Below are 15,036 nucleotides of genomic sequence, written 5' to 3' on the forward strand. Positions count from 1 at the left end.
CTGTTCGTTCTGGTGATGTCTGTCGTGTGTTGGCGGCCCGCCGGTCGGCCCCTCAACCGGCCGGCGGGTCCGCCGGTCTATGCGCCGGTGTGCTTGACGAACGCCGCCACGCCGCCGGGCATCGGCTCGGGCCAGTCCGCGGGACGGAATCCGGCCGCGGCGGCGAAGTTCGACAGCTCGGTCATCGGAAGGACCCTGCGTCTGATCCGGTCCTGCTCGACCTGGCCGTCCCCGAAGTCCCAGGTGCGGTTGGTCACCAGTGCGCCGTCGGGGTCCACGCGGTAGTTGACGGTGGCTTTCGCGGTCCGCCCGGCGACCAGCGCAACTGACTCCTTGGTGACGCCGATCTTCGGGAAGTCGGTCAAGGTCTGGATCAGCAGGAGTCCGGCGGGCACACAGTGCTTGGCGAATGTCGCGAATGCTGCGGTGACGTCCTGGTCCCGGATCATGTAGGACAGGGCGTTGCCGACGCAGACCACCACCTCGAACACCTCGCCGAGCCGGGCCGTGCGCATGTCGCCGCACCGAACGTCCAGGTGGGCGCGCTTTTCCGAGGCGACCTCGACCATGCCGGGCAGCAGATCTACGCCCACGGCGTGGGAGTACGTCTTGGCCAGTTGTTCCAGGATCGCCCCAGTGCCACAGCCGACGTCCAGCACGGAGACCGCGTCGATCGGCCCGTACAGACGTACCACGGCCGCGATCGACGCGGCGATCTTCGGAGCAGCGGCGTCGGTCATCTCGGCGTAGAACCCGGGTTCCCGATACAGCAGCGATGCGACTTCGAGGTCTTCCATAGCGGTGGGTACTGTCACGGCTGGCTCCACAGTTTTCGGAGGCCGAGTTCGAGGCGGATCACGTCGGCCAGTTGGGAATCGATGTTCTTCGTGCGTCGCCCGGTGCCAATCGCCGCCTGGAGGACCAGGGGCTCAACGAAGCCGAGGTCCGCCAGGAGCATCCCCTGCTTGAGGAAGGTCTCCAGCAGGGGCAGCCCGAAGCGGGTTAGCGCCCGCTGCATCAGGGGCCGGAACGACTCCGGCGACGGGGTGCCGGCGATCGCGGGGTCCAGCTCGTGGGAAAGGCGCTCCCTGATAAGCCGCTTACCGACCACCCAAGTCTCGGGAAGCTGTCGGCACAGCCGCATCAGGCGGGGGTCAGCAAGCGGCGCGACCTGCCATATACCAGCGGACAGCATGCCCGGCGCATGCGAGGACAGCGCGGTCAGGGTCGAGTGCGACAGGTGGGCGGACGGCGCGCCGTTGTCATCAATCCATTCGAGTGCGGCGCGAGCTTTGCCGCCAAGCCAGGCGGGAACGCGTGTCTCGGTGGGGATCGCGCGGGTGTCGGTGGCGCAGGCCATCAGCTCGTCCCCGCCGAACCCGGTCGCCATCGTCCGGACGCCAGCCGCCGCGGCGGTCTCAGCAAGCACGTCGAACGCCTCGCAGTAATAGGAGCTGGACGGGTCGTGGAGGGCGAGACGGCGTCCCGGCCCGAACGGTAGATTCCGCTCGGCCTGCACCTCGGTATCCGCGAGGTAGAACGCGGCACAGATCGCGGCGCGCCGCTCCTTCTGCGCCTGCTGGTGAGCGCCGGGCATGATGAGGCCGAAACTGAGCACCTGGGCGCCGGTGGCGCGGAACACGTCGTAGGCGACGACGCCTGAGTCCACGCCTCCGGACAGTTCGACGGCCTGGACGCCACGGTTGATCAGGTGGTCAAACGTCAGGCGGGCGAACACGTCGGTCGGGTCGACGCCAGCCTTCAGGGCACGCCGGAAAGGGTGCGCGATCGGTTCGGGGTAGGCCACCTCGATCCCGACGGCGCCAGCGGCGACAGTCGCGCGCTCGGTCAAGCGGATGATGTCGGGGAACAGGGTGTCGGCGCTGTAGCGGTGTCGCCGGGTCAGGGCTCGGGCGATGGCACGTTCGTTCAGAGAGCCGGCGGGCAGCTGATCCATGAGGTCGGTGATCTGCCAGCTTCCGGTGAGGCGCCCGTCGCGGTGGCGGATGTAGACGGGGGCCCGGCCGAGCGTGCCAGCCTGGACGCGGGCGGTCGTGCGGCCGACGTCCAGGCTGACGAAGTCGCCGCCCTCGCCGTTCTCGGCCACGGTGAACGTGGTGTGCGAACCGCGCGTGTCCGTGGTGGCGGTCAGGGCCGGGTGGGCGTACGGCCGGATCCATCCGGCCTGACAGGCCCACTGCTGCCCGTCCCAGATCCATTCGTGGACACCAGGGGCGGACAGGTCGACGTCGAAGCTGAGCATCGCGTGTCCTCGTCCGTAGGGGGTGGTGGTGTGGGTGGCGGGCCGCGCCCGGGGGCTTGTGTGGTTGCCGCCCCGGGCGCGGCCAGTCAGTGGGCTGCGGCTAGCTCGCGCAGTGGTCGCCCATGTCCTCGCCGTCACCGTCGCCGGGGGCCTTGTCCGAGTTGAGCTGGATCAGGCTCGGGATGGTGGTGACGAGAGGGCCGTCGAACAGCTCGTCGATATTCATCGTTCGTCTCCTGGTTGTGAGTCGGGTGGGGGGCGTTCCTTACCAGAGCTGGGCAGCTGGTGAGCGGCGATCTGAAACTAAGGGCCCTGATTAAGATCGACATTCCTGGATGGAATACGACTGTTAGCACGGTCTTGTGACAAGAGGCTTATTCTTGACTGCGCGGTCCGTGCTGAATCCAGCACACACCGCGAGCGAGTGAGGAACAATGACGTGGGCTGATTCAGCCCTGATTCAATCTTGGGAAGGGGGCATCGGTGAGTGAGGACATCCGGTTGGCTATGCGTCAGGCGCGCGAGTCCTCCGGCTTGGCGTGGGACGAGTTCGCCCGCCGCGCCGGGTTCTCGCGTCCCCACCTGCGCAGCGTCGAAAACGGCACGCGTGGGGTCACCGAGGATGTGGTCAGGGCCTACGACCGGGTACTAGGAACGGGAGGAGTGTTCGCGGCTACGCTCGCCGGGCGGGAAGACCCGGAGGGCTCGCCATGGACTAGGTCCGGGGCGCTGGCGGCCCTCTTGGAAACGTCACAAGGAGCGGTTTTGGACCTCGACCGTCGCAGGTTCGTTGTCACAGGAGGCGCGGCACTCGCTGCCCTCACGGGTCGCTGGACCAGCGCGGTCGCAGCAGCACGGCCCGTACTGCCGACAACCGATGCCGTTCCAAAGGTGCTGGCGACCGTGGCCAACCGCCTTGAGGAACTTCGGCACCTCGGCGACGAACTCGGCTCCGGCACGATGGCTCAACTGGCCCGGAATGAATTGGCACTCACCGCCCAGGTACTCAAGTCCGGTCGGATGACTGGCCGGGAGGAAGACCTCGGCCTGAGCCTTGCAGCCGAAGCTGCGCGGCAAGTCGGCTGGAACCTGTTCGACGGCGATCGGCAAGCCGCAGCTGAGCGCTACTATGCCCTGGCCCTGCGAGCTTCAGCCGCAGCCGGCGACCGGACGACTGGCGCCTATGCGATGTCGTTCATGGCGGTTCAGCACTACACGGTCGGCAACCCACGTGATGCCGTGAGTCTGCTGGAGACAGCCGAGGCCCACGTCGGCCTCGGGGCAACGCCTCGGATGCAAGCCATGCTCGCTGCACGACGGGCTCGCGCGCTGTCGAAGACCGGTGACCTTAAGAGCTGCGCGAGGGCATTGAACCGGGCGCGAGACCTGGTGGGTGATGGGCCAAACGAGGACGACCCGCCATTCCTGTACTGGGTCACGCCCGGGGAGGTGGAAATGATCGCCGGATCGTGCGCGCTGCAACTTCGCGATCCTCAGCGCGCGCTGCGAAACTTCCATGATGGATTGGCCGCCGACTATCCCGGCGACGAGGACCATCCGCGCCTGGCAGCCATCTATCTGGCGCGAATCGCCGAGGCCCACGTGGAGAATCACGACCTGGACGAGGCCGTAGACCAGGCCCGCTACGCGGTCCGGTGTCTCGGCAGTGTTGACTCCGCCCGCTCGTCGGACACTCTGGCCGGAGTGCGGGCCAAGCTCCAAGCTCATCGGGGAAATCCGAAGGTTCGGGATTTCCTACAGGTCGGGTAACCCGAAAGCGAGTCGCACCCGACTGGCGGCAACTCGCTCGTCCAGCGCGAACAGCGGAGTCATTCCCACAGCTACAGCAGCCTTCAGATTCTCTTCTGAGTCGTCAGCGAACACGCATTGCTCGGCTGACACGCCGAGACGATCGCAAGTCAGGTGGAACACTGCTGGGTCCGGTTTGCGCAGCCCCACGTCGCCGGAGAGGACGACAACGTCGAACGTGCCAGATAGGTCCCACGCTGCGTAAGGGTCATACGGTGCGCGGCCAAGTGAGTTCGAGAGCACCGCTGTTCGCACACCAGACACGCGGGCCTGCTTGGCGACCTTGATCATCTCCCACGCTGGGAATGCGTCGGCAAGGTACCGCTCCATCAGCCCGTCAGGGTCGATACGGTGCCCGCAGATGTCGGACATCAGGGCGGCATAGCCGTCGTTCCAGTGCACCTGTTCGATTCGGCCGAGTTCGATGCTGCGGAACAGCTCCTGTCCTGTCGGGTTAGCCCATGCACGGTAGAACGTCCCGGCCGGGATCTTCTCACGCCGCTCGAAGGATTCAATGACCTCGACCATGCTCGATGTCAGCACCCCGAAAAAGTCGAAGACCAGCCCCCTGAAACGTGGCTCGCTCATGTTGCGAGCATAGCTCCGTGACGCGGCCTTCAAGCTGGAGTGTGGTGGGAAGACTCTTGAGGCAGCCGAATCTGACCGTCACCGCGAACGGCTTAGTGGGTCGATCTCTGGATGCCAAGTCGGTTGGCGATGCGCCGTAGCCTCTCACCGGTTCCAGCGCGCTCCGCCTCGATGAGGCGCGAGACGAGGGCATGTGCGATCGGGTGGGACCGAATGAGCTGAGGAGCGATCTTCTCGGCTGTCTCCAGCTCGTGCAGCGACCGGTGACGGTCGCCATACCATAGCCAAGCACGCGCGATATCCAGGTGATGGTGACCGATGCGGGAAGGCGGCAGGTCGGCGAGGTCACGTCGACCGTTCGCGATCGCGGCGTCGTTTATCGACAAGGCACGGCTGGCGTCACCCATCTCGACTGCCACGGAAACAGCGTGGACGACAACATTGCCAGGGCTGAAGGTCAGTTCGTGTCGGTCTCGTGCCGGCCGCGCCACCCTGAGCCGATCGGCGGCTTCGGTGGCATACGCGATACGACTCTCTACCTCTCCGGGCCTGTTCTGGCGGGAGGCGGTGACCGCTGCACGGAGCTGGAGCGAACCCCAAGTACGCAGTGCGTGCGCGGACCCGTCGGCATATTCGTCGCCGATCAGGCCAAGTGCGGAATCCAGGAGCGCTATGGCGTCGGACAGCGAGTTCGTTGCCCACATGTCCCGGGCTCGCAGATGCCTAGCGATAGCGGGCATCATCGGATCACCGCAGTTGCGTGCGGCCCAGTCCGCGCCGGCTGTAGCCATGGCGATGAGTTCGGGATGCCCTAAACCGTAACCAGAGGTGTGGGCAGCTTTGCAGGTGATGCCGTAGACGACGTAGGCCTCACTGCGATCGCTGTCTTCCTCGGCGGATTCGATCAAGGCTCTGGATTCGGCAAGCAAGCCTGGGACAGCTGCAATGATCTGTCGATAGGCTGCCGAATCGCGGCTGGCGTGGATGGACGCAAGCTCAGCCTGGAGGGCGGAGACTGGCCTCGGTGTGCCCTCAAACGACGGAGGAAGGTCGAAGCGGCGTAGCTCGGAGATAGCGGCTTGAGCGTGCTCGTGCCAGCCGTTCTCGGCGGGAGACGCTGGATAGGGCCGTCCGATAAGGTCGTTTGGGTGGCAGTGGAGGGCGGCGGCAATTTCATTGATCTGCCCGACACGGTCGGGAGTGATGATGCCGTTCTCCACCTTCGACACCCAGCCCTGCTTCTTACCCAAGCGGTGAGCAAGTTCCGCCTGCCCGAGTCCGAGGCGCAGGCGTTGACGACGTACTCTGACGCCGAACGCCTCAGGTGCTTCAGCTGCCATGCCCTAATCGTGACATCCGAAGCGGTGGGATTGATAGCCAGAACCCTTAGCGCTGGCTGGTCGCGACGACTTCGTTGCGGCCTACCCGCGGCGTCGGTGGGGAAGAGGCATGGTGGGCGCAACATCAAGGTCTACGGCTAGTAGCCGATCTCACGTTCGGCCGTCCGGTGGGTCTCGTGCTCGATGTGCCGGCGGCTGCCGTGCTGCGGCTCGTCGTATTCGGCTCCGCGAGCACGCGCGGGCGCGAGCTGGCGTCTGGGCGTGTTCGATCTGACGGACCGGGTGGGAGTGCGGCTCGCCGGTTCAGCATCTTCCGTGCTCAGCTTGAGCATGTGTCCGACGGAGATCTCGGCCTGGCGGTGGACCAGATGATCGCTCTCGTCGGCTGCCACGAGGGGCCCGAGTGGGCGCACCGGGTCTTCACTCGTGATGCGATGCTCCTCTCGGTAGGCCGCGACGACGGCGATGTGGCTGCGCCATTCGGCCTCTTGCTGAGGTGTGCGCGGGGTGGTGCGGTTGTCTTCGATCCAGCTGTGCCGTTCGTCGATAGCGCGGTCTGCAAGCTGCTGAACACGGGCGCGCATCTGAGTGGTAAGGGAGTCGAGGGAGGCGCGCAGCGGTTCGTCTTCCTCGCGTCCGTGAGCAAGGACTCGATTCGGGGTGGTGAGCCACGCGGGCAGGCTCGTGGGGCCGTCGAGCTCCGAGCCGTGGCGGTAGGCCGCAGGAAATGGGCGACTATCGAGATAGGCGCTGATGCGCAGGGTGAGGCGTTCGGCAGGCTCGGGGACGGTGTCGAGGTGGTCGCGCCGGGCGGCTTGTTGGAGCAGGAATTCGCCGCTGTGGCCTGCTTGCTCAGCGAGCAGCAGGGTGCGCCGCAGCTCGGCCCATGCAGGGGATTCGACGATGCGTTCGGCCAGCTCCTCGTCGAATGAGTCCCAGATCAGGGCACGGTAGGCCGGCCGGGCGGCGGTGACGAGGGTGTGGTGGAAGCGCGGCGCGAGGGTAGTGAGGGAGCCGGTTTCGAGCAGGTCCTCGCGGATGGTCTCGGTCGCCGACTTCTCCGCGCCCTCATTGCGGAGGATGCCGAGCAGGACTTCCATCGCGGCGTAGGCGCGCGGGTCGGTCTTGGGGTAGTCCAGGCGCTCGTCCGGATCGAGCGGCAGGACATCGTGCGTGCCGACGTAGAGCACGGTGCCGTACTGCGCCCGGCTGAGGGCGACGTACAGTTCTTCGCGAGTCATGCCTGCGGCGAGAAGCGCGTGCGTCGTTTCGACGGTGGTGCCCTGCTCACTCATGACGGTGCTGGCGTAGGCGAGCTGCACGTAGCGGGAGACGTAGTCCGCCGGAAGGTACACGCTGCCTTCGTGGTCGGCGTGGCGGACGGTCAGAGAGCCGTCTTCGTGGCGGGTGGTGACGGTCCAGTCGTCGCCGTTCTTGACCCAGTCGCGTCCGCCGTTGGTGCGCAGGCGACGGTCGTTCTCCCGGGTGGTGATCCAGTCGCCGGTGCCCGCGGTCAGGCCATCTCGCAGAACGACTCCGCCGGCCTCTACGGCGCCAGCTTCGACGCGGTCCTGGCGGGCCTGGGAGTTGAGGGCGGTGACGTCCACGCCGTTGGCGGCGATCAGGATGGTGCGCTTGCCGGCGACCATGTCCGTCTTCCAGCCCTGGTAGGCCAGTTCGGTCATGCCGTCGCGCGAGCCGGAGCGGATGCGCTGGTTGCGGGCGTAGAAGTCGAGCCCGTCCGTGTCGCCGACGCTGATCTTGAGGGTGGCCTCGGCCTCGGCCGGGTTCTTGAACCGGTACAGGGTGTCGAGTTCGACGTGCTTGGTTGCGTGGGCCAGCAGGCGCAGCGCGCCGCCGGATTCGACGGCACTGAGCTGGCGGTGGTCTCCGAGCAGGCGCAGGGTCGCGCCGCGTGCCTCGGCGATCGTCAGCAGGCGGTCGAGGTTGAGCGTGCCGGCCATCCCGGCTTCGTCGACGAGCAGGATGTCGCCCTTGCCCAGCTCGAAGTGCTGCATCTCGAACGGCACTCGCTTGCCCTGCATCAGCCGGTGGGCGTACTTGCCCTCGGTGTACTCGTAGAGGAACTTGTGCGTGTTCTCGGCCGGCGTGCCCAAGTCGTTGCCCAGGACGGATGCGGCGGTCGAGGAAGTGCCCAGGGCGACCACGCGCACGCCGCAGTCGCGGGCGACGTGGACCAGGGCCGACATCGCGGTGGTCTTGCCGGAGCCGGCTGGCCCGATGCCGATGGATATGCGGGTGTCGCGGGTGGCGAAGTCCTCGACCAGGGCTCGCTGTCCGTGGTCGAGCTGGCGTCCGCTGATGCGCTCGAACTGCGCCAGCGATGCGGCCAGGGCCTTGGTCGGGATCTTAGCTTTGACGGTGGCTGTGGCTGCATTGAGCAGGCGGTCTTCGGCACCCAGGACTAGGGCGGAGGTGTACCGGGCGGCCCCGTGGTCGGTGAACACGGACGCCCCGTCGCTGCGCTGGAGCTGTTTGGGCTCACCGGTGAGGGACGGGGCTTCGACACAGATGGAGGCGTCCAACGCCTCTTTGACGACCTTGTCGATGGTCGCAGCCTGCTCGGCGAGGTTGATGAATCCGCCGCGCAGCGTGCGCTCGGCCTCGGCACGGATGTTCCATGCGGTCCAGGTGGAGCGGACCTCGGCGACAGCGTCGAGGATGTGGCGGGCTGCTCCGCGGACCTGCTCCTGGTTGACATCCAGGGCAGCGCGGGCAGCTGGGACGTTCGCCGGAACGAGAGCCGAGACCTTGCTCAGCGCGCTGTGGCCGAACTGGTCGGTCAGCGACGTGGTCCAGTCCCACCGCATCGATTCGAGCGAGCGGGCGGCCTTCTTTCCGTCGCGAGTGTCGAGGTTGGCCCGCCGAGCGAGGACGTAGGCGGTTTTGCGGCTCGGATCGTGGCCGTGCTCGCGTCGGTACTCGCGCACGAGTTGCGCGTAGCGGGCCTCAATCATCGTGCGTCGGCCGGAGTAGTGCTCGATGTAGTTCAGCGGCATGCCGGCGATTTCGCGGACGGGCTGCTTGCCGCGCGGGGTATCTGCGCGGGGCGCGAACGAGACGCCGGTCTTGGCCGAGAGCAGGGTCTCGAAGGCGGAGTTGTAGTGCTCGGAGGCGGCCACGGTGATGCGGTACAGGGCGCGGGCATCGAGGCTGCGCCAGATTCCGTCGCTGCCCTGGATCTTGTTGCTGATCACGACGTGGGTATGCAGGTTCGGGTCGCCGGCCCGGGAGTCGAAGTGATCGAACGCGACGGCCACGAGGCCGCGGGTGTCGATCTGTGCGACGCCGCCCTTGCCGGTGCGGGTCAGCGCGGCGTTGGCCTCCAGCAGCGTCATCGCGGATGCGAGGGCTTCACGATGGGCGTCGTACACGGCCCTGCGCACGGCGAGGTCCGGGTGGATCGCCCAGAGAATCGCGGCGCTCTTGACCGGGCTGAACACCAAGTCGTATCCGGCGACTGCGGCACGCTGGGCGCGGGACTCGTCCATCTTGGCCTTGTTGATCTCGGCCTTGGTGGGCTCGCGACCCGTCTCCTGGCGGATCGCCTCCAGCCGCATGTCCACCCTGGCGTCGAAGTTGACGAGGGCCTGGTAGAGCGGGAAGGCGGGGCCGAGGGTGGCTTCGCGTTCCGCAGCGCGGTGGATGGCCTTGATCTGGCTCTCGCTCATCCCCGGGCGGACGCGGGCGAGGATCTTCTCCCGGATCTTCTCGGCGTCCGGGTGCTGGCCGAGGCCGTAGAGGTTCTTCATTTGCTGCTCGGTCACTTCGGTGCCGGCGACCTTGAGCAGGTGCGCGCCGCGTCCGATCCAGTGTCCAGGCGGGTTGCCTTCGGCGGTGTAGTAGTCCGCCGCGCTCTGCCCAACTTCACGCACTACGTCGCCCCCGGCGACCTGGCGGGTCAGGTAGGTGTAACCGTCTCCGGCGGTGAGTTTGTGCAGAGCCAGCAACGGTTTCTCCTTCCTTTTCTACCTGGTCGGGCGGTGTTTGGGATGCGGGGCGGTTCCCGCAAAGGCTTCAAGATCCTTTTCGTGCAAGAGGTGTCTTGGAGGTGGAGGGGGCGGGTGGCAAGGGGTGGCGCGGAAGGCTGGGAGGGGGCCTGCCGTGTGGGAAGTCGCGATGCGCGAGAGGCGGCCGGTTGACACCTACTGTAGACCATGGTCTATGGTTTAGGTAAGTCATTCTCATGAGTATATGGAGGTGGTTGGATGCCGAGGCGAGGACCTTCGGTCAAGACGGCGGCCCGGCAGCGGGCGGACGCGGCGACGCGGCAGATGAAGGAGGCGCAGGCGCGCCGGTTCGCGGCGCTCGGCACTGCGGCGCAGGGCTACTTCGAGGCGGCCGAGCGGCGGGAGCGCGCTCAGGCCGTGGTTGAGGAGGAGGACGGGAGGGCTAAGGAGGCGCTGCGTGCGGTGCGGGAGTTGGTGGACACGAACAAGGCCGCGGCAGAGCTGTGCGGCGTGAGCGTGTACGAGGTGACGGCAGCCATGGCGGCGATCGCCCCCGAGCGGCCCGTGCAGGTGTCGCAGCTGGACCCGGCGCCCTTCCCGACCTCAGCGCAGCAGCTGCTCACACCGGCGACCGGCGAGTAGCGACCAGGCGCGGCCCGCGCGACGCGGACAGATTCGCGCGGGCCGCCGGAACGCCGGGGTTACAGGTCGAGTGGCCCCTCGCCGATGCAGGGTCCGAACAAGTGCAGCAACTCCAGCCCGCACGGTCCGGCCGACTCCGACCCGTGCGGGAAGGCGCCGAGGTTCAGCGGCTCGCTTTAGGGGCCTGGACGCGGGCACGCTCGGCGTTCGCACGAGGACGTCAGTGCCCGCTCGTGCCCGTGTCCCATCAGGCCGCTGAGCGCATCTGATCAGTCGCGGAGTTGTCCATCTCGACCGTGATGGTGAGCTGCCGCGCGAGCTCCGCAGGAGCGTCGAACAGCTGGCACAGCATCTCGGCGGCCCCGTTGACCACGTCGCGTACGTTCGCCCCGAAGCTGGGCTCATACAGCGCCGGCAGGGTCGCGCAGTACATCCCGTCCGACCAGGACACGTCCAACCGGAACGGGTAGTCCCGCAGCACCTGCCAGTCGAACGTCTGCGCCATCTCCTTAATCACCGCGCTGGGAGTCCGCGCAGCCTCTTCGCGGGTCGACAGCCACGCCTCGACCCCGGCCGTGCTGGCGAAGACGGCATCATCGTCCTCGCCGTGGTCGTAGCAATGGAATCCGGCGGGCTCGACGTAGACGACGAGGCGGGCCTCGCCGAGGACCCCGCAGCACCACAGCGCCTCGCCGTGGTTGGCGACGTTGAAGTGCCAGCCGGCGCGGTGCGCCAGGAGATTCCCAAGGTCCCGCCATGCTGGGAGCGCGTCGAATCCGCCCCCGAATCGCTCGCAGACGTTCTCATAATCGTCGTTGTCGAAGTTGACCCGAACGCTCTTGTACGGCTCCATGCGCCGATGCTAACGACGCAATCAACTACTCAGCCGTAAGCCGCTTCGCGGCGTCCTCCGCCTGAAGCTCAAGGACCCTGGTGGCGAACGCGACCTCCGCGTTCCACGCTGCCTCGCGGCCGGACGTGACCGCCGATGTGACCGGCCCCGGCGGGGTATCGCCCTCGACCTCCGCGAGCTTCCACTGCGCATCCTGCATCTGTCGGCGCAGGAGCGACAGCACGCCGTCGTGGTACCAGGTTGGAGCACTCATGTGAGGCATCCTCCCATCCGGCCCTCACCGGTTGCCGCCGGCAGGCTACGGCCAGGATGACGCCCGTGAGCGGTCAGCTGGTCTTGGACAAGTGGGTTCAGCGGATTTACCTGGTCTGGCTGGTGCGCGAGATCCGCTAGCCGCAGAGCTCCCTCCCGGAGATCCGCGCTCGCGCTGGTTCGCCGGCCGACCGGCTGATCTGGATGCCGCTGGCGACCTTCCTGCCCCCGGCAACAGGGCACGCGAAGATAGCGGGGTCGAGGGCGACACTCCGCCGGGGCCGGTCATCTACACGACGGCGGCCTTGTCCTAGCCGAGGTGGTCGCAGATGGGTGGTCAGAGCCCGACCGGCGCAGCGGCCGGGCTGAAGCAGCATGGTGGTCAGTAGGCGTCACGGCAGTTGGTCGAGCCGCAGTTGTGGCGCCCTTCGGCGTCGCCGTCGTCGTCGCTCGGGACGTAGAACTCGCCGTCGCACACCCAGCACGCCACGCGCATTCGTCCGGCCGCAGCCTCCTCGCCGTCTCGCCGGTGGTCCTCGGCAAGGTCGAGGGCGTCGAGTTGGTCGAGGCTGGCGAGCTCACGATGGTGGTGGGCCAGTCGCTCGAACGCGGCACGGTAGCGGTGCAGCCGCCCGACGTGCGCGAGAAGACGGCGCCGGGCGCGGCGGTGAGAGCAGCGGGCGCGGAATATGGCGTCGGCGTAGGTGTGGTCCCACAGCTTCACCGCGATCTCGTAGTGCGCGCGCAGCTCCCGGTCGGCTCCGTGGCGACAGGAGCAGTCAGGGGTGAAGCGGATGACAGAGCCGAGGTGGTCCACGGCCACATTGAAGTCGTCAACTGAGGTCGCGCTCGCACCGGTCGGTGGCAGGGTCGGCAGATGCGGGCAGGGCATCAGCTCGCGGGCGAGCTGGTCGACGGCGCGCAGGTGCTCGGCCGCGGCGACCAGGTGGGACAGATTTCGCCGGGTACGGCGCGTGTCGGGCAGCGGTTCGATGATCATCGCGTGGTGCCTTTCGAAGGATGGGCGGGGCCGGGGCGCCAGGCCCCGGCCGGCGGTCACTGGAAGATGAGTTCGAGCTGTTCCCAGTCGGCCGCAGGGGCGTGGCGGCGAAGAGCTGCGGCCAGGGAGGCGCGAGTGATCGAGCGGGGCGCGGCGGTCAGCAGAGCCCCAGAATCTTTGCCGACGGCGAGGTAGGCGTCATATAGCTCGCGGTAGCGACGGGTCTCGGCGTCGCCAAGATCGGCGCGGGTGGCCTGGTATTCGCACTCGGCATCGAGCAACCGGGTCAGGGTGTCGATGTCGAGGGCCGGACGGTCCTGAGGCAGGTCGGGTTCGGGCACGGAAGGTTTCCCGTCGTTGCGCCCCGAGGTCTTCGCGGGGCGGGCGGTGCCGGTGGTCCCGGCGTGGACGGGCTGTGCCCACCGGAGGTCCGCGTTTGGGGCAACCCCCGAAGATCGACGAAGGAGCGTGGGGTTGAGCCGAACGCGGGTTTCTGGTGCCCTCGGGCGATCACGCGGGCGCTGGCTCCCCTCCTCCCCGAGACACCGGGGACGCGGCGCGGCCAGGTCGTGCCCGACACGGCTCCGAGGTCGGCGCACCTCGGCCTGGCGATCACCCGGACGGCGTAGCAGGCACGACACCCGGCATGGCGCCGATCGAGCGGACCAGGCGGACGGAGCAGGCGGGAGCTGACAAGCGTCCAGACCGCTCAGACGCGGGCCCACAGATGTGTGCGCACCGCGACGATCAGGGCGCGCCGCTGCTTGCGTGGTTCGTCCCCCGTCGTCCCACGATGCGGAAGCCGATCACGCGCTTGCGCGAGGGGCGGCGGGTGGTGCTCACGGGTGTATGTGCTCCAAACGGGGATGGGGCCGCCGGGTCGTCCCGGCGGCCCACGTGGGTGGGAGGAGTCGGACGTTAGGCGCTGCGCAGGCGCAGGGCCAGGCGCGCGGCGAAGTAGCCGTAGTGCGCGGCGCTCGCTTCGTGGAGGTAGATCGCCAGCCCGAGCGATACGGCGAACGGGTCCTCGTCGTCGAGCACGTCGTCCGCGTCCAGCGCGGTGTTCAGCAGGCCGATGCCGAGCTCGCGCCGTCCGAGGGCGAGCGCGGCGTAGGCGGCGGTGGTGTAGGCGGCCCGGTGCTGCTCGGGGGTCTGGGAGGCGCGTCCGAGGGCGAGGGCGACGCCGAGCACGCGGTGCGCGCTGGGCTCGTCGGAACAGCGGGAGATCAGCAGTTCGCGGGTGATCGGCTGGTCGAGCGCGTCAAGCAGGTCGGCTCCCGGCCGGGTGCGAACTGTGCGCATGGCCGGACCGGGTCCGAGCATGACGGCCTCGACCAGGACGCGCGGGGACAGCTTGGGCGCGGCGGGTGCCGCGATGGTGCGGGGGGCGTCGAGCAGGATCGTCATGGTGTCCGTCCCGAGGGTCGCGGGGGTCGGGCCGTTCGGCCCGCTGGCGCGCCCCGTGCCAGTACACCGATCCCGGCCCCGGTCCAGGCTCGGCGAAGCCGACCGCGTAGCGGCCCCGGCCTTGACCGGGCTAGGCCGGGCGGTGTGCTGAGCTAAGGGCCGACGGCGAGGCTGGCCCGACCACATCCGCTGCCGGGGCGGTCAACTCGGCGAGCCGCCGAAGGTCCGATCCGACCGCCGGCCACCCGCCGGGTTGGCGACCCCGGTGGGCGGCCGAGCGGGTGTTACACAGGGTCGAGCAGCAGGCAGCGCACGGCGCTCTCGGCATGGGAGTCCATGTGCTCGGCCACGTACGGCAGCTGCGCGCCGGTACCGCAGGCGTCGTTGAGGAGCAGCTGCACCTCCCGCAGGTCGCGCGAGTCGTAGCTGCCGAACTGCGCGGCCAGGTCGGCGGTCAGCTCGGGCAGCCGTCCGCCGTCGTGCTCGGTGAAGTCGTAGACCACAACGCCGTCGCGCCTCAGGGCAGGTTCGAGGTACCGGGCCTCGTCGACGCTGTCTGCGCTGATCGTGACGTACGCGGCGGGCGGGAACATCGCGTGCAGCGCGCGACCGAGCAGGCTGAAGATCTGGTAGCCGAGCGTGTTCAGGGCGAGTTGCTGCGCGTCGAATTCGTCAGCGAGCGGCAGGCGGTCGGGTGTGGTGATCAGAGGGGTTACTCCTTGGCGTGAGGAAAAGGGAAGCACAACCGGACGTAGGCCCGGCTGGCAGACGTCGACCGTGCCCGCGGCGCGGACCGGAAGGGGCATCAGAACGGCATCGGGTTCCGCTGGCGGGCCCGGCCACGGACCGTGCGGGGAAGCGCGGCGCCCGAGTTCGGCGGAGGCACGGGTGTCGGCCGGGCCGCCGCGGCG

Annotated in this window: 14 protein-coding genes; 2 read left to right on the top strand and 12 right to left on the bottom strand. The window is 68.1% G+C overall.

Features of this window, described 5'->3' with window-relative positions:
* Positions 1 to 77: 77 nt before the first annotated feature.
* The 3 genes from ABD481_RS28675 to ABD481_RS28685 all read right to left on the bottom strand — a co-directional run bounded on the left by ABD481_RS28675 (position 78) and on the right by ABD481_RS28685 (position 2,489).
* The gene (locus tag ABD481_RS28675) at positions 78 to 815 is read right to left on the bottom strand and encodes a class I SAM-dependent methyltransferase (protein ID WP_344668898.1); all 738 of its coding nucleotides are present in this window, start codon (positions 813 to 815) and stop codon (positions 78 to 80) included.
* A complete protein-coding gene (locus ABD481_RS28680) occupies positions 812 to 2,107 on the bottom strand; it encodes an asparagine synthetase B family protein (protein ID WP_344668899.1) in 1,296 nt (431 codons plus the stop codon). Before ABD481_RS28680 ends, ABD481_RS28675 begins: the two co-directional genes overlap by 4 nt.
* Before the next feature lie 256 nt (positions 2,108 to 2,363).
* A complete protein-coding gene (locus ABD481_RS28685; RefSeq protein ID WP_344668900.1) occupies positions 2,364 to 2,489 on the bottom strand; it encodes a hypothetical protein in 126 nt (41 codons plus the stop codon).
* A gap of 257 nt (positions 2,490 to 2,746) precedes the next feature.
* On the opposite strand from ABD481_RS28685, the gene ABD481_RS28690 reads away from it, so the two are divergent.
* Entirely contained in the window at positions 2,747 to 4,033 is a 1,287-nt protein-coding gene (locus ABD481_RS28690) for a helix-turn-helix domain-containing protein (RefSeq protein WP_344668901.1), read from the top strand.
* Here the strand turns inward: ABD481_RS28690 and ABD481_RS28695 are convergent.
* From ABD481_RS28695 to mobF, 3 genes are all read right to left on the bottom strand, one after another.
* Entirely contained in the window at positions 4,019 to 4,660 is a 642-nt protein-coding gene (locus tag ABD481_RS28695) for an HAD-IA family hydrolase (protein WP_344668902.1), read from the bottom strand. The two genes, ABD481_RS28690 and ABD481_RS28695, sit on opposite strands and share 15 nt — an antisense overlap.
* Before the next feature lie 92 nt (positions 4,661 to 4,752).
* Positions 4,753 to 6,000 (bottom strand): helix-turn-helix domain-containing protein, encoded by a 1,248-nt coding sequence (locus ABD481_RS28700; protein WP_344668903.1) that lies wholly within the window; start codon positions 5,998 to 6,000, stop codon positions 4,753 to 4,755.
* Between the two features lie 137 nt (positions 6,001 to 6,137).
* Positions 6,138 to 9,971, bottom strand: a complete 3,834-nt coding sequence (gene mobF / locus ABD481_RS28705) for a MobF family relaxase (protein WP_344668904.1) — start codon at positions 9,969 to 9,971, stop codon at positions 6,138 to 6,140.
* A gap of 258 nt (positions 9,972 to 10,229) precedes the next feature.
* On the opposite strand from mobF, the gene ABD481_RS28710 reads away from it, so the two are divergent.
* The gene (locus ABD481_RS28710; protein ID WP_344668905.1) at positions 10,230 to 10,613 is read left to right on the top strand and encodes a hypothetical protein; all 384 of its coding nucleotides are present in this window, start codon (positions 10,230 to 10,232) and stop codon (positions 10,611 to 10,613) included.
* 247 nt (positions 10,614 to 10,860) lie between these two features.
* Here the strand turns inward: ABD481_RS28710 and ABD481_RS28715 are convergent, their stop codons facing one another.
* The 6 genes from ABD481_RS28715 to ABD481_RS28740 all read right to left on the bottom strand — a co-directional run bounded on the left by ABD481_RS28715 (position 10,861) and on the right by ABD481_RS28740 (position 14,931).
* The gene (locus ABD481_RS28715; RefSeq protein ID WP_344668906.1) at positions 10,861 to 11,466 is read right to left on the bottom strand and encodes a hypothetical protein; all 606 of its coding nucleotides are present in this window, start codon (positions 11,464 to 11,466) and stop codon (positions 10,861 to 10,863) included.
* Positions 11,467 to 11,491: 25 nt separating this feature from the next.
* Positions 11,492 to 11,719 (bottom strand): hypothetical protein, encoded by a 228-nt coding sequence (locus tag ABD481_RS28720; protein ID WP_344668907.1) that lies wholly within the window; start codon positions 11,717 to 11,719, stop codon positions 11,492 to 11,494.
* Positions 11,720 to 12,100: 381 nt separating this feature from the next.
* Positions 12,101 to 12,718, bottom strand: a complete 618-nt coding sequence (locus tag ABD481_RS28725; RefSeq protein WP_344668908.1) for a hypothetical protein — start codon at positions 12,716 to 12,718, stop codon at positions 12,101 to 12,103.
* Positions 12,719 to 12,774: 56 nt separating this feature from the next.
* A complete protein-coding gene (locus ABD481_RS28730; protein ID WP_344668909.1) occupies positions 12,775 to 13,059 on the bottom strand; it encodes a hypothetical protein in 285 nt (94 codons plus the stop codon).
* 577 nt (positions 13,060 to 13,636) lie between these two features.
* A complete protein-coding gene (locus tag ABD481_RS28735) occupies positions 13,637 to 14,125 on the bottom strand; it encodes a hypothetical protein (RefSeq protein WP_344668910.1) in 489 nt (162 codons plus the stop codon).
* Between the two features lie 284 nt (positions 14,126 to 14,409).
* Entirely contained in the window at positions 14,410 to 14,931 is a 522-nt protein-coding gene (locus ABD481_RS28740; RefSeq protein ID WP_344668911.1) for a hypothetical protein, read from the bottom strand.
* Positions 14,932 to 15,036 lie beyond the last annotated feature (105 nt).

The organism is Catenulispora yoronensis (assembly GCF_039531695.1).
Classification (GTDB): domain Bacteria; phylum Actinomycetota; class Actinomycetes; order Streptomycetales; family Catenulisporaceae; genus Catenulispora; species Catenulispora yoronensis.

Bases quoted from the DNA above. Each gene is read 5' to 3' on its own strand.
- ABD481_RS28710 (WP_344668905.1), top strand. From the start codon at position 10,230: ATGCCGAGGCGAGGACCTTCGGTCAAGACGGCGGCCCGGCAGCGGGCG.
- ABD481_RS28720 (WP_344668907.1), bottom strand. From the start codon at position 11,719: ATGAGTGCTCCAACCTGGTACCACGACGGCGTGCTGTCGCTCCTGCGC.
- ABD481_RS28715 (WP_344668906.1), bottom strand. From the start codon at position 11,466: ATGGAGCCGTACAAGAGCGTTCGGGTCAACTTCGACAACGACGATTAT.
- ABD481_RS28695 (WP_344668902.1), bottom strand. From the start codon at position 4,660: ATGAGCGAGCCACGTTTCAGGGGGCTGGTCTTCGACTTTTTCGGGGTG.
- ABD481_RS28735 (WP_344668910.1), bottom strand. From the start codon at position 14,125: ATGACGATCCTGCTCGACGCCCCCCGCACCATCGCGGCACCCGCCGCG.
- ABD481_RS28685 (WP_344668900.1), bottom strand. From the start codon at position 2,489: ATGAATATCGACGAGCTGTTCGACGGCCCTCTCGTCACCACCATCCCG.
- ABD481_RS28740 (WP_344668911.1), bottom strand. From the start codon at position 14,931: ATGCCCCTTCCGGTCCGCGCCGCGGGCACGGTCGACGTCTGCCAGCCG.
- ABD481_RS28700 (WP_344668903.1), bottom strand. From the start codon at position 6,000: ATGGCAGCTGAAGCACCTGAGGCGTTCGGCGTCAGAGTACGTCGTCAA.
- ABD481_RS28725 (WP_344668908.1), bottom strand. From the start codon at position 12,718: ATGATCATCGAACCGCTGCCCGACACGCGCCGTACCCGGCGAAATCTG.